Annotated in this window: 24 protein-coding genes; 14 read left to right on the top strand and 10 right to left on the bottom strand. The window is 33.0% G+C overall.

All coding sequences use genetic code 11. From position 1 onward, the window contains the following. Positions 1-3 precede the first annotated feature (3 nt). The 12 genes from ABEG63_RS06685 to ABEG63_RS06630 all read left to right on the top strand — a co-directional run bounded on the left by ABEG63_RS06685 (position 4) and on the right by ABEG63_RS06630 (position 13,908). Positions 4-1,674 (top strand): hypothetical protein, encoded by a 1,671-nt coding sequence (locus ABEG63_RS06685; RefSeq protein ID WP_346583878.1) that lies wholly within the window; start codon positions 4-6, stop codon positions 1,672-1,674. A gap of 3 nt (positions 1,675-1,677) precedes the next feature. Beyond that, a complete protein-coding gene (locus ABEG63_RS06680; RefSeq protein WP_346583877.1) occupies positions 1,678-2,025 on the top strand; it encodes a hypothetical protein in 348 nt (115 codons plus the stop codon). A 34-nt stretch (positions 2,026-2,059) separates the two neighbouring features. Continuing rightward, positions 2,060-2,632 carry a hypothetical protein gene (locus tag ABEG63_RS06675; protein WP_346583876.1) on the top strand — a complete coding sequence of 191 codons (573 nt, stop codon included), beginning with the start codon at positions 2,060-2,062 and terminating at the stop codon, positions 2,630-2,632. Positions 2,633-3,260: 628 nt separating this feature from the next. Continuing rightward, positions 3,261-3,665: a type VI secretion system tube protein TssD gene (gene tssD / locus ABEG63_RS06670; RefSeq protein WP_267405015.1), complete on the top strand. Its 405-nt coding sequence runs from the start codon at positions 3,261-3,263 to the stop codon at positions 3,663-3,665. 221 nt (positions 3,666-3,886) lie between these two features. Continuing rightward, positions 3,887-6,106 carry a phage baseplate assembly protein V gene (locus ABEG63_RS06665; RefSeq protein ID WP_346583875.1) on the top strand — a complete coding sequence of 740 codons (2,220 nt, stop codon included), beginning with the start codon at positions 3,887-3,889 and terminating at the stop codon, positions 6,104-6,106. Positions 6,107-6,108: 2 nt separating this feature from the next. Continuing rightward, positions 6,109-7,182, top strand: a complete 1,074-nt coding sequence (locus ABEG63_RS06660; RefSeq protein ID WP_267405017.1) for a PAAR domain-containing protein — start codon at positions 6,109-6,111, stop codon at positions 7,180-7,182. A gap of 10 nt (positions 7,183-7,192) precedes the next feature. After that, complete coding sequence (locus ABEG63_RS06655; RefSeq protein ID WP_346583874.1) at positions 7,193-7,645, top strand: hypothetical protein; 453 nt, start codon at positions 7,193-7,195, stop codon at positions 7,643-7,645. A gap of 7 nt (positions 7,646-7,652) precedes the next feature. Then, on the top strand, positions 7,653-7,976 hold the full coding sequence (locus ABEG63_RS06650; RefSeq protein ID WP_267405019.1) for a hypothetical protein: 324 nt from the start codon (positions 7,653-7,655) through the stop codon (positions 7,974-7,976). Positions 7,977-7,987: 11 nt separating this feature from the next. Beyond that, positions 7,988-9,082 (top strand): hypothetical protein, encoded by a 1,095-nt coding sequence (locus ABEG63_RS06645; protein ID WP_346583873.1) that lies wholly within the window; start codon positions 7,988-7,990, stop codon positions 9,080-9,082. A 102-nt stretch (positions 9,083-9,184) separates the two neighbouring features. Beyond that, positions 9,185-9,535 (top strand): immunity 51 family protein, encoded by a 351-nt coding sequence (locus ABEG63_RS06640; RefSeq protein ID WP_267405021.1) that lies wholly within the window; start codon positions 9,185-9,187, stop codon positions 9,533-9,535. 557 nt (positions 9,536-10,092) lie between these two features. Beyond that, positions 10,093-12,930 (top strand): DNA polymerase I, encoded by a 2,838-nt coding sequence (gene polA / locus ABEG63_RS06635; RefSeq protein WP_346583872.1) that lies wholly within the window; start codon positions 10,093-10,095, stop codon positions 12,928-12,930. Between the two features lie 15 nt (positions 12,931-12,945). After that, positions 12,946-13,908 carry a hypothetical protein gene (locus ABEG63_RS06630; RefSeq protein ID WP_346583871.1) on the top strand — a complete coding sequence of 321 codons (963 nt, stop codon included), beginning with the start codon at positions 12,946-12,948 and terminating at the stop codon, positions 13,906-13,908. 48 nt (positions 13,909-13,956) lie between these two features. Here ABEG63_RS06630 and ABEG63_RS06625 read toward each other — a convergent pair whose 3' ends face one another. Continuing rightward, the gene (locus ABEG63_RS06625; protein WP_346583870.1) at positions 13,957-14,592 is read right to left on the bottom strand and encodes a permease-like cell division protein FtsX; all 636 of its coding nucleotides are present in this window, start codon (positions 14,590-14,592) and stop codon (positions 13,957-13,959) included. A 241-nt stretch (positions 14,593-14,833) separates the two neighbouring features. Between ABEG63_RS06625 and ABEG63_RS06620 the strand changes: the two genes are divergently transcribed. Then, a complete protein-coding gene (locus ABEG63_RS06620) occupies positions 14,834-15,283 on the top strand; it encodes a DUF4822 domain-containing protein (protein ID WP_346583869.1) in 450 nt (149 codons plus the stop codon). Between the two features lie 61 nt (positions 15,284-15,344). Here the strand turns inward: ABEG63_RS06620 and ABEG63_RS06615 are convergent, their stop codons facing one another. The 5 genes from ABEG63_RS06615 to ABEG63_RS06595 all read right to left on the bottom strand — a co-directional run bounded on the left by ABEG63_RS06615 (position 15,345) and on the right by ABEG63_RS06595 (position 18,418). Next, the gene (locus ABEG63_RS06615) at positions 15,345-16,085 is read right to left on the bottom strand and encodes a protein phosphatase 2C domain-containing protein (protein WP_346583868.1); all 741 of its coding nucleotides are present in this window, start codon (positions 16,083-16,085) and stop codon (positions 15,345-15,347) included. Continuing rightward, positions 16,086-16,484, bottom strand: coding sequence for an immunity 22 family protein (locus ABEG63_RS06610; protein ID WP_346583867.1), 399 nt, complete (start codon positions 16,482-16,484; stop codon positions 16,086-16,088). It lies immediately after the preceding gene. A 71-nt stretch (positions 16,485-16,555) separates the two neighbouring features. After that, complete coding sequence (locus ABEG63_RS06605; protein ID WP_346583866.1) at positions 16,556-17,203, bottom strand: hypothetical protein; 648 nt, start codon at positions 17,201-17,203, stop codon at positions 16,556-16,558. A gap of 107 nt (positions 17,204-17,310) precedes the next feature. Continuing rightward, a complete protein-coding gene (locus tag ABEG63_RS06600) occupies positions 17,311-17,892 on the bottom strand; it encodes a YdeI/OmpD-associated family protein (protein WP_346583865.1) in 582 nt (193 codons plus the stop codon). Continuing rightward, positions 17,882-18,418: an HD domain-containing protein gene (locus ABEG63_RS06595; RefSeq protein WP_346583864.1), complete on the bottom strand. Its 537-nt coding sequence runs from the start codon at positions 18,416-18,418 to the stop codon at positions 17,882-17,884. The genes ABEG63_RS06600 and ABEG63_RS06595 overlap by 11 nt, the downstream gene beginning before the upstream one ends. Positions 18,419-18,560: 142 nt before the next feature. On the opposite strand from ABEG63_RS06595, the gene ABEG63_RS06590 reads away from it, so the two are divergent. Next, positions 18,561-19,424: a phosphatase PAP2 family protein gene (locus ABEG63_RS06590; protein ID WP_346583863.1), complete on the top strand. Its 864-nt coding sequence runs from the start codon at positions 18,561-18,563 to the stop codon at positions 19,422-19,424. Between the two features lie 5 nt (positions 19,425-19,429). On the opposite strand, the gene ABEG63_RS06585 is transcribed toward ABEG63_RS06590, so the two are convergent. The 4 genes from ABEG63_RS06585 to ABEG63_RS06570 are packed head-to-tail and all read right to left on the bottom strand — an operon-like array spanning position 19,430 to position 23,274. Continuing rightward, positions 19,430-19,912: a hypothetical protein gene (locus tag ABEG63_RS06585; RefSeq protein WP_346583862.1), complete on the bottom strand. Its 483-nt coding sequence runs from the start codon at positions 19,910-19,912 to the stop codon at positions 19,430-19,432. Beyond that, complete coding sequence (locus ABEG63_RS06580; RefSeq protein ID WP_346583861.1) at positions 19,905-20,378, bottom strand: STM3941 family protein; 474 nt, start codon at positions 20,376-20,378, stop codon at positions 19,905-19,907. The genes ABEG63_RS06585 and ABEG63_RS06580 overlap by 8 nt, the downstream gene beginning before the upstream one ends. Positions 20,379-20,430: 52 nt before the next feature. Continuing rightward, positions 20,431-22,146: an ATP-binding protein gene (locus ABEG63_RS06575; RefSeq protein WP_346583860.1), complete on the bottom strand. Its 1,716-nt coding sequence runs from the start codon at positions 22,144-22,146 to the stop codon at positions 20,431-20,433. A gap of 6 nt (positions 22,147-22,152) precedes the next feature. Next, complete coding sequence (locus ABEG63_RS06570; protein ID WP_346583859.1) at positions 22,153-23,274, bottom strand: sensor protein KdpD; 1,122 nt, start codon at positions 23,272-23,274, stop codon at positions 22,153-22,155. Between the last annotated feature and the right edge of the window lie 180 nt (positions 23,275-23,454).

Below are 23,454 nucleotides of genomic sequence, written 5' to 3'. Positions count from 1 at the left end.
GCTATGAAACAGACATTCGTAGGAGGAAATATTGTAGAAACTACCGGAGGAAATAATCTTTCTTACGCTAAAGATATTATTGAAAATAGCGGAAGTCAGGTCATTCAGAAAGGTAAAGAAACGGGTGTGACGTACGGCATGCAGGGTAGTCCTCCCAAAAATAACAAGATTTATGATGTAGTGATGTTTGTGGCGGGAACCACCGATCCCGTTAATACTACGGGCGAAAAACATCAGGCAAACACAGATTACTGGCAGGCGAGTAAAGATAATTTTTGGAACAAAATAAAGGAATTAAAACCTCAGTTTCTGAATCTTCATATCGAAGGAAGTTTTTTCAGCTGGTCGGGAGACAATGATACCAAAGAAAGAAACCTCGCCGCAACAAGGTTGTTAGATTTATTTTTAAGAGTGTATAAATTCTGGCAAAATCAGGAGGTTCATATTCACCTGATCGGGCATTCACATGGCGGAAATGTTATCAATCAGTTTACAGAATTGATCGCTACCGACTCTAAATATCCAAAAGCTTGGAAAATAAAGAGTATTACGTATTTATCGACTCCTTTTTTTCAACATAAACATCAGCTGAATCATACTAAATTACACAAGCAATGCCAAATCATTAATGTTCATAATGAATATGATTTAACGCAGCAGCTGATTGCCGATTTCAGTTTGGTGAATCTTGAAGGGCTGATAAAAGCTTTGAAAATGGATGAATTTGAACGAGGAATTAACCTTCTGAAAAGCGTGAAAGGAGATGTTATCATGAAATATCTGAAAGGTTTACCTTCAAAACAGAAAGGAATAGCTGCTTTTGCAGAAATGGCGAAGGCGTTTTTAGCCGTTAAGATGATTACCGCCGAATTCATCAAATATCTTAATTCTGTAAAATTGGATAATTCTAATTTAGCAAAAGAAAAAAGTGAATTTATCACTTTGCTGAACAGCTTTTTACAATGGACGGATGGGGTTCACCGAAATTATATCCAAGGCGGAAGCTACAGCCGTTTAACATGGGCAAAAAACCTGAATCTTACACAGGGATTGAGAGTTTTAAATGTTTTGTTTGATATAAAATCCGGGGTTAAAGACAGTTACATTCTGAGTTCGTTAGCAAAAGTTTTTAAGGCGAATGCAGGAATTACAGATACTATTGAAGTCACTTCATGGAGCCCTGAAAAGCAGACCAAAGGTTTACCGATTCTTCATGTTCCGATATTTGATAAAGATCCTTATCACAGCAGAAATAAGAGAGCAAATTGTAAAAAGTTCATTTCCGGAGCCTCATCTGCGGTTCACAATAATAATCTGGAAGAGGTTTTGATGAGGTTGCTAAGTCAGTTCATCAAACCCGATCAATTGGCACAATATATTGATTATATTAACAATGCAGAGTATATTCTGACAGGGAATTTGGATGCACAGCTTAAAATTTTAAGAGGAAATTTCGAAAGATATCATGTGTTGGTTCAACAGTATTTTGCCGATTTGGTGACTCCCGAAGATGAAGCAGATACCAATAAAGATATGATGACGCGCCCAGGAACGATCCCTTATCTAGCCATGGCTTCTCATAGTTTAAGTCACACTCAGTTTTGGCCGGAAGTAGAATCTGGATTAAAAAATTCGTTCAGCTCGGGGAAAAATCCGGGATACATGAAAAAATAGTATATGAAAAGTAAATTTAGATTAATAATATCCAGTCTCATCATTTTTATAGTATCAGTCATCTTTTCTGTGTGTGGATACTTTGCACTGCATCTTTCTCAGGAATTTAGTTTGAAAAATATTAACAAGATTATTGTAGAAGTTGGATTAATCAGCGGTATTGTAACAACGGTCATTTATTTGCTCATTACGCTTTGCATAAGAACAGTAAAAGATAATGGTTTCCGATCTTTTTTAATCGTTGTTTTAATGGTTTTTTACATTGCTTTTGTTTGTATATTGACTTTAAATATGGTGTTTTATCAGCTTGATAATCCCAATTCTTTTGTGAAATATTTCATGGAATTGTAGTTCGGGATAAATATTTATGATTAAATTGATTGTAATGAAAAAAATAACCTTTTTAGTTTTCGCTTTTTTATCTGTGGTAGTTTTTGGGCAATCGGTTCAAAAGCTGGTAAAAGATTTAGACGGAGATTTAATAAAAGATACCATTCGAATCGACAGCGATTCAAAAACATTAATTTGCTTTTTATCTACGCAGAAATTTAAAAAAATCCAAAGTGGAAAAATCCAAAGGTTGAATTTCGGAAACATGCTTGTTTCTACAAAAAAAGGTTTTGAATTTTGGAATGATTTCGACAGATCGGGCTTTCAATGCGTTTTCGAATATGATCCGAAAGCAAAGAAAATGCAACTGGTGAAAATGCGAAGAGTAGATGATATTTTACGCTTAGATTTTGGTGAAAAAGCCAAAGGAAAATCGAGCATCAATCTTTTAACCAACGAATATTTGGGCGATTTTTATAAAGCTTCGGGAGGGAAACTGCAGAAAATTCCGACTATTAAAGCAAAAATGGTTTTTCCGAAAACATATCTTGAAAACTTCAGCGATGCGTTGTGTTTTGATTATGAAGCGCAATGTTTGGCTTTATATAAAAAGAATGGCGGATCGTAATTTTTTTTAGCTTTAAAAGCATATTTGAAATTTTTATTATTCTATTTTTTAACGCAAAGTTTTAATTCAACTTTACCTATTGTTTTGAGAATGCAAAGGAAAATCAAATTTGCTTCGCGAAGCTTGAAAACACAGCTTCGGAAAATCAACTTGTTGATTCTTCTTGGCTCACTTAGATAATTAACTATCTAAATAAATCTTTGCGTCAAAAAAAATATAGATTTTGTAATATTTAAAAAAGTTCTAACAAGATTAGAAAAAGAATTTAAAAATATAAATCTGAGAATATCAATTTTCAGATTTTTTTTATGTTCAAAAAATTAAATTAAGATATGTTAAGAAAGTTTAAAAATAACTTAATTTAATCTTAATATTTCTCATTATGGTGTTAAAATTAATTGTTTTTAAATTGAATTTTATTATAATAAAATATTGATTTTCAGATAATAATATTTTTAATTAAATCTAATATCGTAGAATTACTACACCAAATCGTAGAATTACTACAAAAAATAAAATTCACTTTTAAAAGCTTTTCAGATAAAATTATCAACCATATCTTTGTTTCACAATCAAATCACAAATTATTACCAAATCACAAAATATTAACGATTAAAATTTACAAAACATGGCAGCAAATTCAAGAGGAATCTTAAAATTCAACGGCGGAGAAGGTCAAAAATTATTGAAGCTAAACTACAGTGTATCAAGATCTACAGACGTTTCAGGACGTGTAGCATCAGATCCATCTAATGCAATCATCAAGCTTACTGTAGAAGCTACTGAAAAATCAGACATCCTTGAAAGTTTACTAAACGGAAAATACAAGCCTACACAAGGTGAAATTACATTCAACAAATCTCACGAAGAAGGTACTTTAATTACTTTGAACTGGGAAAACGGATATGTAATTCAGCACGAAGTAGACTTCGACGCGGTAGATGAAAACAGTATGCTGATTAGCTTTATCATCAGTGCAGAGAAAATCAATTATGGTAATTCTGCTTACGAAGGTATCTGGCCGGGGAACTAAAACCTACAATCATCTTAGTAAAAATAAAATTGGTAAGCAGAATAGTTGCTCTTTTCAGAGTTGACTATTCTGTTTTTTTTGTTTAAGAAATTAGTTCTTTTTAGGATGAATAAATTTCTAATGTAAATTCATTTTTATATTAAATGAAATGTTGGCTGTGAATATGTTGTTGGATTATTAATGGAAAATGATAATAAAAATAAACACAAACACAAGGATCCATGTTTCAGGATAAAAAATTACCGCCTATAAAAAATAATCATATTAATGATTCTCTGAAGAATGTACAGAGTGAGGCACAAGAGAAAGTTGTGAAAGCAACCGAGGAAAGGCTGCAGCAGGTAAATGGAGAGGTAGGAAAACTAAAACAAACAGCTGCAACAGTTCAGCAGAATTATTTGGAAAAAGGAAAGAATACGTCTGATATGTTCATGAATCAGATTTCCGGAAACGATAACTCTTCCATTTTGAAAGAAAAAGTATGGTCTAAGCAACCGACTTCTAAAATACACAATGCCGCGGCGATTCCGCAAAGCCAAATCATGGGCATCAATCGTGTCGTGAAGCTGGAAATCGTTATCGAAGGAAAAACAATTACCCACTTTAAACATTTTAAGCTTACCCAAAGCGCAGTAAAACATCATGAATTCAGTCTGATGCTGGCCTATGATAGCTTAGGAAATGCCGAAAATCATAATCTTCAGGAAGCTCAAAATTTTTTAGGAAAACGTATAACAGTCATTTTTAAATACAAAGATGTAGAAGAAGGCCCCGAAAGAAATTTTGTAGGCGTAATTACCGAAGTTGGTTTCAGCCAGGAAAAAGGAAGTTTAGGAAATATAGTTCTTACAGGTTTTAGCCCAACTATTCTTTTAGATGCCGCGCCGCATATTCAAAGTTTTGGAGGAAAGCAGCAAATTAGCCTGAATAGCATTGCAAATGAAGTCATTAAAGAAGGTTTAGGACAAAATACATTTGATTACAGAGTAGACTCCCAACACGGAAACGTTTCTTACAGTTCGCAATACGAAGAAACGCATTATAATTATTTGGCCAGAATAGCAGAAGCGTATGGCGAGCAATTTTATTATGATGGTGAAGTTTTACATTTCGGAAAACTTCCTCCGCAGGAAAAACCAGTCAACCTTACCTATGGAAGCAGCGTGAATGATGTTAAAATTAAAATGAAAGCACAACACGTGAATCCTACTTTTTACGGATACAACAGCAGTAAAAATGAAAAACTAACCACCGGAAATTCAAAAATAAATCATACTTCTGATATTGCCAAAAGAGCTTATGAAATTTCAGAAAAAACATTTCAGACTCCTTCTTTAAGAGTTGCCCCGATAAAGGCGGCTTCATTTATGGATATTGATGCATCCCAAAAAGGAACGGCAGGCAGTAAAGCAGCTGGCGTTTTTGTGACTTCCGGAAGCACCACTGTTCCGTTTTTATATCCGGGATGTATTGCAGATATCGAAATGCGTAAGACGGAAACCAACGATACTTCTTATTTTACAAAATTGATGATTACGGAAGTCATTCATGAAGTAGATGCCCGCGGTTATTACGACGGCACTTTTGAAGCGATCGCCTCAGATACAGGATTCATTCCCCGTCCGGAATTTTTAATGCCTAAAGCCGAACCACAGTTTGCTAAAGTGATCTCCAATAAAGATCCGATGAATCAAGGAAGAGTTCAGGTACAGTTTGATTGGCAGAAAGGTCAGGATACCACAGAATTTATCCGTGTGATGACTCCCGATGCCGGAAGCAGTAATAAAGTGAATAAAAACCGTGGATTTATGGCCGTTCCGGAAATTGGAGATCAGGTAATCGTAAGTTTCGTTCATCAGCATCCCGACAGACCTTTTGTAATGGGAGGAATGTTCCACGGAGCAATCGGAGCAGGAGGAGGATCTGGAAATAATATTAAAAGTTTAAGCAGCCGAAGCGGAAACAAATTAGAATTAAATGATGGTGAAGGTTCTGTATTTTTAACGGATCAGGGCGGTGCGAATATGAAATTTGATGGAGCAGGAAATGCAACAACGAATGCCAATAGCAATCATACTATAAATGCAGGGAGCAAAAATAGCATTAATGTAGGAGCTAAAAAAGATACACCACCACAATGTATTCTTGAAATGGATAGCGCTGGAAATATTACGTTAGATGGAACTTCAAGTTTCACAATTACGATTGGTGAAAGTATTGTAAAAATGCTTGCCGATGGTACCATTACCCTGAATGGTAAAAATGTAAAAATGGAAAGCACAGATACCTTTGAGATAACTTCTATGGATTCTACTTTTAAAGGAACAAATAATACGGAAATAGGAGGCGGTATGCTTACAAGAGTTACAGGAATGACTTTGAAACTTTTCGGAAGTTTTCTGGCAGAACTGAAAGCAGCGATAACAAAAATAAATAGTTAATCATGGGAAAACTGGCGGCAAGAGCACTTATAGACCAGGCTGCTCATACAGGACCCATTACTTCAGGAAGTTTCAATGTACTTATCGGAGGTAAACCTGCAGCCCGAAAAGGAGATCCTGTTACTTGTTCATCTCACGGGGTCGCAAGCATTGTAGAAGGATCTTCGTCTGTTTTTATAAACGGAATTGCTGCGGCAAGAATGGGAGATAAAACAAGTTGCGGAACTCCTCCTCAGCCAGCTCCTGCGGGACCTGTCGGTGCTCCTGTAGATAATAATTTTTGGAGCATTATTCCTAATGATAAATTGAATAGTGATGGTACTATAGATCATAAATTAGAAGATAATTTGTCTTTAAAAGTTTTTGAAGCGTATGCCAACCGGGAAGATAAAACGAAGGATGGAAACTATGATTATGGAACATTAGGGTTCAGTGTTTTTGAAATGAATGTAAAAGGCGATTATGAGCCTTTAGGAAAAGGGAATGGAGGAGTTGGCGGAAGTGCAGGTTTTTCAAAATATAAAGGAGAATTGAAAGGTGGTTTATATGGAAGCAACGGATTGTATGGCCTTGAAGGTGAAGGGAAAGCTTCAATGATGTCTGGTAATGCGGAAGGACATATAGGCAAAGAAGGAATCTGGTATAATAAAAGTGAATTAAAGGGAGATATTGCGTATATTGAAGGCAAAGCAGAAGCCAAGGTGTTTACCGGAGGTTCAGATAACAGATATGGCTTTCAGGGCGAGCTTTCAGGGGATTTGGGGGCTGCAAAGGCTGATTATGAAGGGCAGTCAGATTTCTTAGGCATTTTAAAAACAAAAGCAAAAGTAGGTTTATCTGGTGGCTCGGCTGCGATTGGTGGGAAAGCTGGTTTTTATCTGGATACCGATGATTATGAGATTAGTGCCAATGTTGGGGGTAAAATTGCTGCTTTAATAGGGATAAAGGCCGATGTAGAAGTTACCCTTAGCGGAAAACCAATCGTTAATCTTTATACCTCCATCAAAGATTACTTTTTTCCTCCCATTGTAGAAGGTGTTATATTAACGGGTTGTCCCACAGTATTTATAGGTTAATTTTAATTATATGAAAATAATATTTTTAGTTTTTTTTATCGTGTTATCATTTTTTCTCATGTTTAAATCATCAGAAACTTTTGAAAAGAGAAAAATCATCATTTTTTGTGGTGTGGGTATTGGTCTTACCATTCTATTATTTATTATTAGCCCAGCCATTGTTTACGGAGTTTCGAAAATGGTATCTGTAGATATCAATTCAATAGATAAGATATTGAAATCATTATTTTTATCATTTTTATGTCTGTTCTTTCTTAATTTGTTTGTATTTCTCGTGGTAGAAAATATCATTAATTTCCTTACCGGTTTTCACCAAAATAATAATCAAGCTAATTTGGGCAGAAACCCTGTGAGATTTGCTGTAGAAAACAGATCAAAAATACTTACCATCGCCAAAATAGTCTTCTTTGTGCTTGGCCAGTGCTTACCGTTTTATGGAATTTGGATAGGCTCCAATAAATAAAAATAATATGAGAGGTAAATTAATTTTAGCCATTATTTTCTTTATACTTTCCATATTATCGATCTTAATGGTTTTTATTTTGAATGATACTGAAACACTGTTGAAAATACAACTGCCACTGATTATCTTATTCGGTTATTTATGGACAACTTTTGGAGTATCTTATATCTTTGATTTTATTATTTCTAAATCAGTTGTAAGAGGGCAGCAAAATCAGTCTCCATATAACCTTTTGTCGAAGTATTCTTTACTGATAAATGCCTTTATTTTTATTTTTTTTGGTATTTTAGCTACTGTAGCGATATTAATATTACTGTTATCCGAATTATAATGTAAAGTAAAATGATTGATAAAAATATTAATTACAGTTTTCCTGTAGAACAAACGTATGCAAAAGATTATCTTCAGGGAAATTTCTGGAAATGTCTCTATACCCATGGTGAAGAAAACTTGCATTATTGGGTGATTCTTCCAAATAATGTGAAACCCAATAAGCTGGAGCCTTTTACAATAAATGAACTTTCATTAACGAATATCGGTCAGTATGTTCGTGAAAAAGAGGGGGCTTATCTTGAGGTTCAGGTAGCTTACGAACATTATGAGTTTGAAATGAATGCTTCAGACTGGTTGAAGAAGAAACTCGCAATCATGGGAGAAGAAATTGTTGCAGAAAGAATTATAAAAGGAAAAAGTACGGGTAATTATATAGATGTTCTTTGCAGAAGAGAAATTGGAGGAAATGATATTGTTTCCCGCTATACCGTTTTGAAGGATTATAATAATAGAAAAGGTGGTGCAAACTATTTTTGTATAAAAGCAACTTGTGAAGCAAATGATTATGAAGAATTAAGCCACACGATCTTACAGATTGTCACCAATTGGGATTTAATCAATAAATCAGACTGGCAAATGGCAGAACTTCTCACACCTTTTATGGATGAGCATATAGAGCCTGTAAAATTTTTCGTTCCTCAATCCTGGGATGCTAAGTTTAATAATAATTCTGATCACAATTTTGTTAATTATATTTTTGAACACACTATAGATGGAAAAAATAAAGGAGCTATCAATTCCTTTTTTTACAGAGCAGATGCCTTCCAAAATGTAGAAGATTTAATAAACTCACAGATTAGTCGTTTCACAATTATTAATGATTTAAAAATTAATTTATCTGAAATTAATGCTTTGGAAACCCACGAAATTCAAAATCCTCACATTGAAAATTTACATGATATTTCTGGAAATTTAGATTCTGAAAGTGAAAACTTCCATGCCAATTTTATTGCTGTAATCATTAAAACCAATATCGGATGGTACTATTTTGAATGTATCGGTCCAAAACCAAATTTGCAGAATAACTTTTGGGAAGTGAACAGAAGATGCCTTCAAATTATGATTAATTCTTTCAATAATTTGAATTTTGATACAAGAGATTAAAGAATTTTTGAAGTTATTTTAACACTTTTTTAAGCATTCAATCTGTGGCTTACTTTTAGGAAATACCTATCTTTAGTTTTCATTTTTTAATCACCAAAAAATATGGAAGCATACAATTTTGAAACAACCATTAAGCCCTTTTTTTGGGTAGCCTCAGAAAAAACTTTTTCAGTATGTTTAAATGCAGGAAGTTACAAACCGGATATTTTCGATTGGAGAAAAGATGAAGGTTTTGAAGGAAACGGCTACGATTGGGCATCTTTGGCAAAAGTTTTCTTAAACGAAAAGAAACCGGAAATTGCTGATGAAATAAAATTTGATCCCGAAGCAGATATGTTCTGCGCCTATTCCACCAATCCGGAAAAATTAAAAGAATTTGTGTTAGATTTTAAAAATATCTGCGAAGATGAATTAGCCATTCAGGATTTATTTTCCAGAGCAGAATTAGATTAAAATTTTATTTGAAGAAATATTGGAAGACCTCTTTTTTGAGGTCTTTTTTTTAGCTTAAATGAACTTTGCAATGTTTTCAGTAATAACGAAGAGATATACAATGAAGAGTTTGTTGTTCCAATCAAAAGACCATTTAATTTTACAATTCTGATAAGCAAACCACCCCGTCAAAAATTCTTTGAATTTTCGCCACCCCTCCAAAGGAGGGGAATTTTTCACAATAAAAATGACTTCGGAAAATGGAGCGTTAAGAAAATTAAAAATTAATCCGTTAAGAAATTCCCATTGTTTGAAGCGCGACCATAATCTTGAATTGAAAAACCATTTCTGAATTCGCACAAGTTTTGGGAATTTTAGGATTAAGTTTTAATTTTTAGCGAAAGTTTCCAAGTCTTGAATTTTTGTTTCTTTTGTTTCAAGACAAAAGAAAAATATTTAATTAGAATTGAAGATTAGATTCTTTCAGAATGACAATTCAAACTATTATTAAATCCTGAATTTTTAATTCGACACAAAAGAAAAAGATAGAATCCTTATATTTGTTCCTTATGGAAAATATGGAGGCAATACAAGATAAAAGACTGTTTCTCATCGATGCTTATGCGATGATTTTCAGAGGATATTATGCATTAATCAGAAGTCCGAGGATAACGAGTACAGGAATAGACACATCTGCAATATTTGGTTTTACCAATTCTTTGATTGAATTAATTAGAAGGGAAAGACCCACGCATTTGGCTGTTGTTTTCGATGTCGGGCAGGCGAGTGTAAGAACTGAAGATTTCGCTGAATACAAAGCCAACAGAAGCGAAACTCCGGAAGCTATCAAGATTGCCGTTCCATATATTCACAGGATTTTGGAGGCGATGCACATTCCGTATTTAGGTGTTGAAGGTTATGAAGCGGATGATGTTATCGGAACCATTGCCTGCAAAGCTGAAAAAGAAGGCTATACAACGTTTATGGTGACTCCTGATAAAGATTTTGCCCAATTGGTGACCGATAAAATCAAAATGTATAAACCGGGCTTAAAAGGTGGCGATATTGAGATTTTAGGCGTAGAAGAAGTGAAGGCTAAATATGAAATTGACGATCCGAAACAGGTGATCGATTATTTAGCGATGATGGGGGATGCGGTAGATAATATCCCAGGATTGGACGGTGTTGGTGAAAAAACAGCCATGAAATTCCTGAAAGAATTCGGAAGCATTGAAAATCTATTAGCCAATACCGATAAATTAAAAGGAAAACTTAAAGAAAAAGTAGAAGCTTCTGCAGAACGTGGAATTTTATCTAAAAAATTAGCAACCATTATCTGTGATGCTCCTATTGAGTTTCACCAAGAACAATATGATCTGGAAACTCCTGATTTTGAACAGGCTAAGAAAGTTTTCGATGAAATAGAATTCACCCGATTATATGAAAATCTTTACCGAGCTTTTGCTCCGGCTGTTACCAAAGTTGTGGCAACAGAAGCAGAAGTAGCAGTTACGGAAACTACTCCTCAGCAGAAAGTAGCACAGGCTGTTGGCCAGCTCGATCTTTTTGCGACGTATGAAGAATTGGATCAGGCAACTTCCACAAAATCAACGATTGAAAAGAACGATCATTTATATCAGTTTGTGAATAATCCAAAAGCTCAGAAAATATTAGTTCAGAATTTATTGCAGCAAAGGGCCGTTTGTTTTGATACAGAAACCACTTCTTTAAATGAGCTGGAAGCAGAATTGGTAGGAATGAGTTTTTCATATAAAAAAGGATTGGCGTATTATATTCCTTTGTCGGAAGATCAAGGTGAAGTATTGCAGACGTTGGAAATTTTCAGACCGTTTTTCGAAAAAGAAGACTTGCTGAAGATCGCTCACAATTTAAAATTCGATTATAAAGTTCTTCAGAAATATAATATCACGGTGAAAGGAGCGATGTTCGACACGATGATTGCCCATTACCTTTTAAATCCGGATGGCAGACACGGAATGGATTATCTTTCAGAAGTATATTTAAATTATAAGCCAGTTTCCATCGAAACTATTATCGGTAAAAAAGGAAAAAAACAAGGCAATTTCAGAGATGCAGATCTGAGAACCCAAACCGATTATGCTGCAGAAGATGCAGACGTAACTTTCCAGTTGTACGAGCTGTTTGCACCTCAGTTGAAAAAGGAAAATTTAGAAGAATTATTCTTCAATATCGAAATGCAGCTGATGGAAGTTTTAGCTAAAATGGAATTAGCCGGAATTTCTCTGGATGAAAAATGGCTGGCTCAGGAAAGTGTTGATTTAGAGAATGATTTAAAACAGTTAGAATCAAAAATATTCGAACTTTCCGGTGAAGAATTTAATATGAACTCGCCAAGACAGTTAGGAGATATTTTGTTTGATAAAATGCAGCTTGACCCTAAGGCAAAAAAGACCAAAACAGGGCAGTACGCGACTTCGGAAGATGTTCTTCAAAAATTGGCTTCAAAACACGAAATCATTCAACATATTCTGGAATACAGAACGTATCAAAAGTTGAAATCGACGTATGTGGATGCATTGCCTTCTCAAATTGAAAAAACGGACAATCGTGTTCATACCAATTTCTCACAAACTACGGCGGCAACAGGTCGTTTGGCGAGTGTAAATCCGAATTTACAGAATATCCCGATCCGTACATTAAGAGGTCAGCAGATTCGTGGAGCCTTTGTTTCGGGTGAAGGAAAGAAGATTATTTCTGCCGATTATTCACAGATTGAGCTTCGTTTGATTGCTGAAATTTCCGGTGAAGATAATATGATCAAAGCTTTCCAGCAAGGTGAAGATATTCACGCTTCCACGGCGGCGAAATTGTTTAAAATCCCGTTGGAAGAAGTTTCCAAAACACAGAGAAGTCAGGCAAAAACGGTCAACTTCGGAATTATTTATGGACAGGGAGCTTTTGCTTTGGCAGAACAAACCGGATTATCGAGGACGGAAGCCAAACAGATGATCGAAGCCTATTTTGAAACGTATCCGAAATTAAAAGAATATATGGCGGAGCAGGTAAATAAAGCTCGTCAACAAGGCTATGTGGAAACATTATTGGGAAGAAAACGTCATTTGAAAGATATCAATTCTAATAATTTTGTGGTGCGAGGTCACGCGGAAAGAAATGCCGTTAATGCTCCGGTTCAGGGAAGTGCTGCGGATGTGGTGAAAATGGCGATGATTAAAATTCAGAAAGAGCTTGAAAAAGAAAAATTACAGACCAAAATGTTGCTTCAGGTGCATGACGAATTAATTTTTGAAGCCCCAATTGATGAGGTTGAAGTGGCAAAAAATATCATCAAAACAGAAATGGAAAATGCTGTTGAAACACAAGTTCCGCTTTTAGTGGAAGTTGGAGTAGGAAATAACTGGCTGGAAGCGCATTAATTATTTATCTGAGTGATGAAAGCTAAAATTTATATTCTTATTGCTATTTTCCTAAGTGTAATTTTAGGAGTTTTCTGGTTGATGAAACCAGATAAAAATAGTGTAAAGAAAGATACTCAAAAGATAGAAACTAAAGAGACTGTAAAATCTGATTCGGTTTCTGTTTTTGAAAGTTTTGCAAAAGATTTTAATTCTCATCAATCAGCAAAAATAGATAAATATATAGATCAGAAATTGGGTGTGGCATTGTTTTATCATGACGGTCCATACCCAATACTTCAGATCGAAGCAAGTATAGATGAAAAAATTGCATGGTTTAATAGTGATATTTTTGAAAATATAGAATTTGAAAAATTACCCGATTATTTGGGAGATTTCAGATTTGCTAAAACAGGCTTTTTTGTAACCGAGAATAAAGGGGAGTTTTCACTTAAAGATTTTGATGATTCTTACACTTCTCATCCAGAATCATTTTTTGATGACAATAAAAATCTTGAGACTTTATGTAATTATTCTGCAATAGCAATCGATAATAAACAGCAAATACTTTATAATTTTTATTTTAATTTAAACAAAGGAAAGCTTACATTGCTTGGTATGAGTGTAGATTCGGTTGATGATATTATGTTTGGTAATCCTAATATACCTTTTATTCCGTTTGATAATAAAACGGATATTGAGAATTATTTTAAAGATCATAAAATATTCAAGGATAAAGAAAATAATGCAGTCATAGATTTTAACAGGAAAGAAATTACCTACTATGACTTTCCTAATGATAATCCTTTCGTTTTTGAAGATTATAAAATCGGCGAAATAAAAAATGACTCAGATAAGATAAAGTCGGTTGAAATTATTTTTTATACTGATAAATCAAATCCTGATAGTTCATTTATTACCTATTTCTCGAATAAAGGATCGTTTGTTGTTCCTTCAATGGGAGTTCGACCTCCTTATCTATATGAAGTAATGAATTAAATATAAAAAAATCTTCATAGAAAACTTCCACGAAAAATGGAAGTTTTTTTATGTCTTTACATCAAAAACAATAAAATTAGGTAATTGATTATTATCAATTGTATCTTCAACTATTTTTGGAAAAAGCTTTGTTACAGGTTCTAATTGGAGAGGTTTTTTAGAGTAAAGTTGAAAACTTGCAGGAAAAACATCTTCTTCAAATAGATCGCCTTCCTCAACTCCTAATTCTTTTTTTGCATTATTTTTTGCGTCTTCTTTAGAAATATATTCGATGCTGGTCAAATCATAATTTTTCTTCAGATAATGTTCCAGTTTCTCTTTATCTTGTTTCGTTATTTTATCTAAAAGAAAGATATTGTATTTATAATTTTCAGGTTCTTTCATTTGAATTTTAACGAGATATTTAGAATCTTTTTTAAGGTCTAAATCACTTTTAATGAAGCTTTTTAAATCCTCAAAGCTGGTCTGTACAGAGGTTATTTGCTTTGCCGGATCCAACTGAATAGTTTCGCCTTTTGCAAAACCATAAGTGGTAAATGCAACAATATCGGGGTCTTTTACCGTCTCTTTAGAATTCTCTTTAACTGTTTTTTGATAGATATCTTCTTTAATTTTATTCCAACCGTCATTTTGTGCGATCAGTAAATTGGAAAATAAGAGTAAGAATAAAGCGAGTTTTTGCATTTTTTATGTAAAAGTAATTCAATTCAAAAAAATAAAAATAATTTTCAAGATAAATTTTTCATTGAAAGATAAATAATTTATGCTTTTATAAAAGAAATATTTAGGTTTAATAAAAATTATTTTTGATTTAAAGGTTGTAGATTTAAATCGAGAGTAAGAGTTTGGTTTTCATTTTGTTGGTATTGTTTGGAGGTTAAAAAATTAATCTTAAGTTTGTAAAAAAACACGTAAAATAAAACTGATGAGAATAATTAAACTTGCACTGTTTCTCGTGCTTTCACTTTCAGCGATTTGTTCCTTAATTGTTGCATGCAATGGAACTGATACTGTGTATGTTTCTGAAACCACACCATCCCAAACTTTGGCATCAAAAAAATGGAAAACAACCATTGTAAAAGATGCTAATGGCGCCAATGTTACGGCATCCAATATGAGTTTTGTAGGTAATGCGGAATATAAGATGGATGGAACCTATATCATCACCAATTTTGATGGTTCGGTGAGATCAATTGGGGATTGGTCGATAACTGCAGATGGTAAAAGAAGAATTTTAGTTGGAAAAAATACAAATGGTTCGGGTGAAATTATTTTTACGCGAATTGTAGATATCGTTACATTAACGCCGTCACTTTTTATCTATTCCATTACGGTGAATGGACAAAAACTGACCGTAGAGCATATTCCTTTATAGTTGAAGGAAAATATTGGTTTTACAAGAAAACTTCCGCTGAAAGGCGGAAGTTTTTACATTTTTATTCTTCGATCATTCGAATTATTGCAATATCATCGGTTGGCTTCAAACCATAATGATTTTCAAGTTTTTTTACTTTCATATTCAGCATTTCATCAGAAGAATTATTCGCTTTGTCAATCAATAAATCATGTAACGGATCAATCGAATCTTCATGATCAGTTCTTTTTATTTTCGAAAAAGTCAATATTCCATCTGTTGAAATAGAAAGGTCTTTAATATCATTAAAAAATATTTTTTGAGTCTGATTATTATACCAACCATCAAAATTTTCTTTTAAATGAAATCCTAAATAATCGGGTTTGTTATCTTGATTAAAATCAAATATTTCTCCGTCAATAGATACTATTCCGTCGCCAATCGTAATTGCAATACCTTGCTTTTTTTTCTTGTGATAAAGCACAATGATTAGCGTTGTTAGTAATTCTTTTTCATCCAGTAAAAGTTGATTTTTTACCAAAACGAGTTCTTTAAAAAGACTTTTTAAAATTTCCTGAAGTTCAAGATCTGCGTTAAAATTTATTAGAGACTTTTCGTATAATTCTCTGTAACTTATTTCTGTTGCAATTTTTCTTAAAATTTTACAGACCAATGTTGATGCAAAATGACTTTCCATAGCGGTCGTACATCCGTCCATAACCGCCATTATAATCCTGTCGTTTCCAACATTTTTTATTACTAAAGCATCTTCACATTGATTGGTATGATAGTCACCAATTTGTATTGTAGAGTATATTTTCATTTAAAATTCATATTCAATCCCGCCAATATAGGTCAGCGAGAAGAAATCATTTTCTACGGAAACAGGCTTAGGAACTTGTCCGCCGCTTACAAATACTAAAGAATTGATATCAAAATCAGGATTAATTTCATTCAATCTGTTAATCAAGATCGGCAGCCATTGCTCTGCAAAAGAATAGTTGGCAAATTTTTCATAAATACTCGTATTGCCATCTTCAAAACCATATTCTATTAAATCCTGATCAAACCAAATGGTATCCTGTGTTTCTGCAAATTTTGATACAAAAATATCATCAGAATCTTCTTCGAGATAAAATTTTTCATCCTCTTCCACAAAATCATAAAAATCTTCTTCACTGTTGAAATTTCCTACCCAAAAATCTAATATCCCTGTATTCATAATTATTTTAAACTTTATTGAAAAATCAAAGGTATAATAATATTTTAAGCTAAAAAACAAAATACATTGAACTATTTTTGAAATAAATATTTCAACATTTCATTTACTGACTCTGATTCTTTTTTTGAAATCTGAGTGCATTCAATATTATATTCGCCAGATTTTTTCTTAGAGTAAATATAATTTTCAAGCCAAGATTTACCTTGTAAATGAAGAAATTTTTGATCGAGTGGTGGACCTATTTCATAACGAAATTCAGAATGGCAGCCCAAACAGTTATTTTCATAAGCAACAATTCCAGGTGGATGATTTTTGTTTGTAAATTCTTTAAAATTAAATTCAAATGAAGATTTTCGTGTAGAATTTCCTAGTTGGATCGTTTTATAGATATCCAAAACCTCTTGAATATTTCCTTTCTTATTAAATATATACAATCCATTTTTGGAGTCTACTTTTGGAATGTACATTGAAGCAAAACCAACTTTCGGATCTTTAGAAACTTCCAAAATAACTTCTCTTTCATTGATGGTAACTTGTTTGAAGAGATTATTTTGTATGGATTGCTTGTATATTTTTGGATTGTACATTCCATATTCAATCCAAATGGTATCCTCATCTTTTGAAAGATAAGAAAAATAAGAATCTATGCCCTTCAATTTTGTAAATTTCCAATCGGAAGAATATTCAAATTTTACTTTTCCAACCTCAAGTTTGTTCAATGAAAAATTTTCTTGTTTTGCGCAAGATAAAAGGAATAATAAGATTAAAGTAAACAAAAGGCGATTCATGTTTTTTGACTATATGCAGAAATAATGAAAGTTAAGAATCAACCATAAAATGAAATTCTTTTCCCCAATTCACTCTCTTTAATCGTCTTTTCCAACCTCGACAATCTCGTTTTCTCCTGTTTTGCACTCGTAATCCAATGTAAAATGACCTTTTTATAAGACGGTGCCTGACTATTGAAAAACCCCCAGGCTTTTTCATTGGCTTTAAATTGCTTTTCGTAGTCAGGATAAAGCGTTACCAACTCTTTTTCATGAGAATAAATGGCAGATCTCTCCGGTTTTCTCAATTCAAAAGCTTTCAAACCTTCAGGTCTCATCAATCCGGATTTTGTGAGTTCTTCCATTTTTTTGATATTGACGGCACTCCAAATGCTCGTTGATTTTCTTGGTGTGAAGCGTATGCTGTAACTTTCATGATCAATAGACTTTCTCACACCGTCAATCCAGCCAAAACATAAAGCCTGATCGACAGATTGCGACCAATTCATAGAAGGTTTTCCGCTTCCCACTTTATAAAAACCAACCAACAATTCCTTTTCCAGATGATGATTTTTCTCAAGCCATTTTCTGAATTTTTCCGGTGTTTCAAAAAAATTGGCGTTCTGTTGATTATTGGGCATAATTTTCTATTTTTTCTTTCAACCTGTTTTCCAAATATTCGTTTCCACCACGAAGTTCATTTAAAATAATAATAGCTTCTGCTTTATAGTTTTTTATTTTTTCCTCAGACCAGTGAAGAGGAGGAGGTTGAAGATTGGTAATTCGATCAGCCAATTTTACAGCCCATACTTCCGAAGGTTGTTGTTTGATTCTTTGCAGGCTGTCCATCATTTTTTCATCTTTTTTAAGGTCTGAATTTTTTGTTAAAGCCAAAACTCCTTCAGCAAGCTGTTTTCCAAAATGATGTTGAAGTTCTTCCAATGTTGTATTGGTATCTTCCAAACAATCATGAAGTAAAGCAAGCTGTATCGCAAATTCCAGATTAAAGTGAGGCGCTTTCTCGAAAGCTACCAAAATTTCCATCGCAACATTGCTTATATGAACAACATAAGGCAGGTTGGTTCCCGGAATTGTTTGATTTTTATCGGTATGCTTTTGAGCTGCAAATTTTAAGGTTTCCTGATAAATGGTTTGGATTGATGTCATCTTTTAAAGGTAATAAATTTTGAGATAATCAATAAAAAAAATGAAAATCTTGTAAAATTGAAATCATTATTTTTTTAATTAAAACTTAAAAAGTAAGTGTGCTTAATTTGTAAATTTGTGGATTCTAAAAGAAAAATACCTAATGAAGCAGATTTTGACCTTGATGTTATTCTTTATTTCCAATTTATTTTTTTCGCAGGAACTAGACAGTATAGAAGTTGATACTCTTATTGTGGAAGATTCTGTGGCTTTACCGAAAAAAAATAGCATTGGAAGACAGCTGGTAGTAGATGGAAAACAAATCGTGAATAATATTGCCCACAGTTATCTGAGCCCTCTTTCTTGGGAAAAGAAAAACTGGGTAGATTTGGGCGGTGTGGCTTTAGGAACCGTTATTTTTTATTCTGTGGATCATGATACCAGTAAATTTTTTAGGGAAAGAAGGGACAAAGTTCCTAATGTGATCCAAAAATTCGGTGACTATTTTGGTGGCCCGCAAAATAATTATGGAATAACAAGTGCCATTTACCTTACCGGACTTTTTACTAAGAATGATAAAATCCGGGATACGGGTGTTTTAATGATTTCTTCGGCAACGACGGCGGGACTGTTACAAACTTTTTCAAAAACATTAGTCGGAAGAGCAAGACCGGGAACGGAGAAGGGAAAATTTTATTTCAAACCTTTCAGTGGTGATGCCGATTACAGATCTTTTCCGTCTGGGCATACGGTTTTGGTGGCAACGACCATGTTTTCATTGGCAAAACAGTTTTCAAATCCTTGGGTAAAAGCGGGTATTTACAGCGTCGGAATAATTACGCCTTTATCCAGAGTTTGGGATGGTGCCCATTTTTTCTCTGATGTGTTTCTAAGTGCTGCAATCAGCTATTTTGTGGTAGAAGGAACTTATAAATATATGAATAGAAAAAAAGATAAAGCTCCCGGAAAAATTGCATGGAAACTAAATATGTCTCCTAATATGATTGGGCTAAATGGTGTTTTTTAATTTGACTATCTCATTCTTCTGACTTTACCATCAAAAGAATTTTCTAAAATAGAAATCTGTTCTTGCGTTAAATTCGTTAGCTGAATTTTTTGAGATCGAGCTAGCAAAATTTTGGGATAATAAATTAATTCAACAGTGTTTTTCCCAATTTTAAAATCTCTTAAAAGTTCAGCTCGTTTAGGATTATTTTCTTTATCGGAATATGAGAATATAAGATTAATTACACGAGCCGGAATAAAATAAAGATCTTTCGGAAATATAAAAATTGAATTTTGATTAATCATCAAATCAAATTTACACCATCTGTAATTTTTTTTCAGGAAACCATTTTCAGTAATAATCGTACCAGCAATATTTTCTAACAATATAGAATCTTTCTGTTTATATATCGAAACAAGTTTCTTTTTCTGATTTAAAAAAAATAACCCTGGGATGATATGAAACAAGATTATAGCAATGAAGAAATAGAGAAATAAATTGTCAGGCATATTTTAATCTATCATTTAGTATTTTCAATAAATCTGTTGCTTTTACATTCAAAATATCAACCTGAATATTTTGTTGGTCTAATAAAAAAAGGGATTTCTTTTCTTTAGAGTTATTTAGAACAATGTAAATGTATTCGGTAGTTTTTATTCCACGAAAAGTATTTTTTGAAATATAAAACTTAGAAATATCTTTAAAATTTACTGTATTATTTTTTCTTAATATATTGTAACTTATAATTTGTACATCTGTTATTGTAAGCAATGGTTTTCTTCTTATTAATAAAAGAAATGAAACTACAAAAATGAATAAAAAAAGCATAAAAGTTAAATGTAAAACAATTACTTTAAGTGAAATTTCATTTTGTAAATCATCATAAAAATAGATAAATGCAAAACAAAATAAAGTAGAAATAATGAATAGTAATAGATTACTAGTTTTGTTAGCATAAAAATGTATTTCTTTCATATAAACCGAAAGTATCTATTTTTGAATTAATAATTTCAAATTTAGCAAATAACTAAGCCATCGGCAACGAAAAATAAAAAGTACTTCCTACATTTGGCGAACTTTTTACGCCAATTTCACCATGTTGTTTTTCAATGAAATTTTTGGAAATTGCTAAACCTAATCCTGTTCCGTTTTGATGTTCTCCAGGAACCTGAAAATAACGATCAAAAATCTGACGGTGATATTTTTCATCAATCCCTTTTCCTGTATCTGTAATGCTGAATTTTATTTTTGAATCAATTTTCTCAACTAAAATTTGAATATTTTCATCCTGAAAAGAATGTTTTATGGCGTTGCTTAGGAAATTATTCATTACCCAAACGGTTTTGTCAAAATCTGCTGAAACAAAATCGTTATCATTCAACAAAATTTGAGTATTGATTGAAATATTTTTTTGTTCGGCATGTTTTTCAATATTTTTTACAGCAGTCTGAACAATCTCTTTTGGTGAACAATTTTCAATATTCAAACGGATATTTCCGGTTTCAACTTGAGATAAATTTAGCAATTCTCCTGTTATATCCAATAAACGCTGCCCGTCTTCATTGATGCTGTTTAATAATTCCAATTGCTGTTCGTTCAATGTTCCAAATTTTTGATTTCCTAATAACTGAACACCCATTTTCATTGATGAAATTGGCGTTTTTAATTCATGAGAAATCGTAGCAATAAAATTGGTTTTCGCAAAATCAAGCTCTTTGAAAGGGGTAATATTTCTAAGCAAAATTACTTTTCCGATGTATTTTTTTTCTTTTTCTCCTGTCTTTACAATATTAATCGGAATGATATCCTGCTCGAAATAATTTTCTTTATTTTCTGAAACAATCTTAATAGGATCTTTTTGAGGATGGTCGATGTTTTTTAATAATTCTCTTACTAAATCATTATTCACAGCAACTTCATGAACGGTTTTTCCAATGATTTCATCTTTGTTTAAATTCGTGATTTTCAGAGCCTCATCATTAATCATATAAATGAAATGATTTTCGTCTAAGCCAATCACAGCATCGTGCATATTGTTCACCAAAGTTTCGATGCGTTTTTTATCCATCAATTGTTTCGAAAGTGTGCTGCTTTCGTATTCCTGAAGCTTTTCTGCCATTACGTTGAAGGAATTTGCAAGGTCATTGAATTCTTCACTTCCTTTAAAATGAACCCTTTCGTTATAATTTTTATTCGCAATTTGCCGTATACTGAAAGTCAGTTGATTGATTGGTTCTGCAATCGTTTGAGGAAGATTAAACAGCAAAGTAACAGCAATCAAAAAGCAGATTGTTCCCAAACAGGCGATCCAGAAAGTAGCATTTTCGGCGGTGATGATGGCGATGTCACTTTTTCGCTCGATGCCTTTCATATTCAACGACATAATTTTAACCAAATCTTCACGAATTAGTTTTTCTTTTTCAGGTGAAGGTTGTTTAATATAACTGTTGAAATGTAGGTTTAAATTTTGAGTAGCTTCTTTCTCTCCAAATTCAGTTAAATTTTTTTCCTGTAAAATATTATTTTTCTTAAAATCTTTAATAGCTATGGCGCTGTCGGTTTTTATTTTATCTAAAGCCAAGAGCATATTTTGGGAGAATTCCAGACTGTTGTAATTGGCGGTAAGAATTTTTTCGGTATCCGACTTTAATTTGTTGATGTACACAGAGCCAATCACCGATAGTAAAACGATCAGCACAAATAAAAGACCTACTCCGAGTGTGAGTTTTGTTTTTAATTTCATTGTGTTTTAAGATAAAATAATAATGTCGATCTGTCTTTCATTCAATCGGTTCATTAAGGTGTAAATCCAGCTGTAGCCAAAAATTCTCTGCAAAAGATGAGCATGAGGTTTTCCGATACAAACTGTTGTGATATTGTGTTCAATCACATAACCCAAAATTCCTTTGTGGATACTGTTTTCCTTCAATCGAATCACTTTTGCCCCCAATTCCTGTGCTAAATTAAAATTATTAATTAAGAAACGCTGTTTGTTCAATGCAATTTTTTCAGGATTTTCAGAGGGCTTCTGAATGTATAATACCGTCCACGGACTGTTGTAATAACTTGCTAATCTTGCTGTTTTTCGGATAATATTTTTCGCTATTTTTTCATTACTGCTTATACAGGCGAGAAATTTTATAGGTTTAAAATTTTCCGTTTTGATTTCTGTTTCAACTTTTCGTTCAACGTGAGTGGCGACTTCTTTTAAAGCCAGTTCACGAAGCTGTAAAATATGTCCGCTTTGGAAGAAATTATTTAAAGCAGTCTGAATTTTTTCCTTTTTGTAAATTTTACCTTCTTTCAATCGTGTTAAAAGTTCATCGGCGGTCAAATCAATATTCACTACTTCATCGGCTATGGCTAAAATTTTATCGGGAACACGTTCAGAAACTTCAATTCCTGTTATTTTTTTAACTTCTTCATTTAAACTTTCAATATGCTGAATATTCATCGCACTGATGACATTGATTCCGTTATCCAGAATTTCCAGAACATCCTGCCATCGTTTTTTATTTTTTGAACCTTCGATGTTAGAATGTGCCAATTCATCCACGAGAATCACTTCGGGATGAGTATTAATAATGGCTTGAAGGTCCATTTCTTCCAAATTTTTACCTTTATAGAAAGAAGATCTTCGGGGAATTTCAGGAATTCCTTCAACCAAAGCTTCGGTTTCTTCTCTTTTATGAGTTTCGATATAGCCGATTTTTACATCAATTCCATTCCGTAGCAAAGCATGAGCTTCCTGAAGCATACGAAAAGTTTTTCCTACGCCTGCACTCATTCCGATGTAAATTTTAAACTTCCCTTTTCGGGACTTTTGAATGAGTTCTAAAAAATGTTCTGCTTCTTTTTTTTCTGAATTCATATTTTTTAAACGCAAAGAGCACAAAGATTTTTTTTTGATAAATATGTTGTTTTTTGGTTCGCAAAGGCATTTTTACTTCGCAAAGACTAAAACGACATAGGAAACGAAAGCGTTAAGAAAATAAATGAAGTTAACGTTAAGAAAATTCTACTGTTTGAGCGCGGGACAAAAATTTATTAA

It is taken from the genome of Chryseobacterium sp. C39-AII1 (assembly GCF_039672645.1).
Classification (GTDB): domain Bacteria; phylum Bacteroidota; class Bacteroidia; order Flavobacteriales; family Weeksellaceae; genus Chryseobacterium.
Note: the sequence above shows the minus strand (reverse complement) of the source record. Positions and strands in the feature narration are given on the sequence as shown.

Bases quoted from the DNA above. Each gene is read 5' to 3' on its own strand.
- ABEG63_RS06685 (WP_346583878.1), top strand. From the start codon at position 4: ATGAAACAGACATTCGTAGGAGGAAATATTGTAGAAACTACCGGAGGA.
- ABEG63_RS06680 (WP_346583877.1), top strand. From the start codon at position 1,678: ATGAAAAGTAAATTTAGATTAATAATATCCAGTCTCATCATTTTTATA.
- ABEG63_RS06675 (WP_346583876.1), top strand. From the start codon at position 2,060: ATGAAAAAAATAACCTTTTTAGTTTTCGCTTTTTTATCTGTGGTAGTT.
- tssD (WP_267405015.1), top strand. From the start codon at position 3,261: ATGGCAGCAAATTCAAGAGGAATCTTAAAATTCAACGGCGGAGAAGGT.
- ABEG63_RS06665 (WP_346583875.1), top strand. From the start codon at position 3,887: ATGTTTCAGGATAAAAAATTACCGCCTATAAAAAATAATCATATTAAT.
- ABEG63_RS06660 (WP_267405017.1), top strand. From the start codon at position 6,109: ATGGGAAAACTGGCGGCAAGAGCACTTATAGACCAGGCTGCTCATACA.
- ABEG63_RS06655 (WP_346583874.1), top strand. From the start codon at position 7,193: ATGAAAATAATATTTTTAGTTTTTTTTATCGTGTTATCATTTTTTCTC.
- ABEG63_RS06650 (WP_267405019.1), top strand. From the start codon at position 7,653: ATGAGAGGTAAATTAATTTTAGCCATTATTTTCTTTATACTTTCCATA.
- ABEG63_RS06645 (WP_346583873.1), top strand. From the start codon at position 7,988: ATGATTGATAAAAATATTAATTACAGTTTTCCTGTAGAACAAACGTAT.
- ABEG63_RS06640 (WP_267405021.1), top strand. From the start codon at position 9,185: ATGGAAGCATACAATTTTGAAACAACCATTAAGCCCTTTTTTTGGGTA.
- polA (WP_346583872.1), top strand. From the start codon at position 10,093: ATGGAGGCAATACAAGATAAAAGACTGTTTCTCATCGATGCTTATGCG.
- ABEG63_RS06630 (WP_346583871.1), top strand. From the start codon at position 12,946: ATGAAAGCTAAAATTTATATTCTTATTGCTATTTTCCTAAGTGTAATT.
- ABEG63_RS06625 (WP_346583870.1), bottom strand. From the start codon at position 14,592: ATGCAAAAACTCGCTTTATTCTTACTCTTATTTTCCAATTTACTGATC.
- ABEG63_RS06620 (WP_346583869.1), top strand. From the start codon at position 14,834: ATGAGAATAATTAAACTTGCACTGTTTCTCGTGCTTTCACTTTCAGCG.
- ABEG63_RS06615 (WP_346583868.1), bottom strand. From the start codon at position 16,085: ATGAAAATATACTCTACAATACAAATTGGTGACTATCATACCAATCAA.
- ABEG63_RS06610 (WP_346583867.1), bottom strand. From the start codon at position 16,484: ATGAATACAGGGATATTAGATTTTTGGGTAGGAAATTTCAACAGTGAA.
- ABEG63_RS06600 (WP_346583865.1), bottom strand. From the start codon at position 17,892: ATGCCCAATAATCAACAGAACGCCAATTTTTTTGAAACACCGGAAAAA.
- ABEG63_RS06595 (WP_346583864.1), bottom strand. From the start codon at position 18,418: ATGACATCAATCCAAACCATTTATCAGGAAACCTTAAAATTTGCAGCT.
- ABEG63_RS06590 (WP_346583863.1), top strand. From the start codon at position 18,561: ATGAAGCAGATTTTGACCTTGATGTTATTCTTTATTTCCAATTTATTT.
- ABEG63_RS06585 (WP_346583862.1), bottom strand. From the start codon at position 19,912: ATGCCTGACAATTTATTTCTCTATTTCTTCATTGCTATAATCTTGTTT.
- ABEG63_RS06580 (WP_346583861.1), bottom strand. From the start codon at position 20,378: ATGAAAGAAATACATTTTTATGCTAACAAAACTAGTAATCTATTACTA.
- ABEG63_RS06575 (WP_346583860.1), bottom strand. From the start codon at position 22,146: ATGAAATTAAAAACAAAACTCACACTCGGAGTAGGTCTTTTATTTGTG.
- ABEG63_RS06570 (WP_346583859.1), bottom strand. From the start codon at position 23,274: ATGAATTCAGAAAAAAAAGAAGCAGAACATTTTTTAGAACTCATTCAA.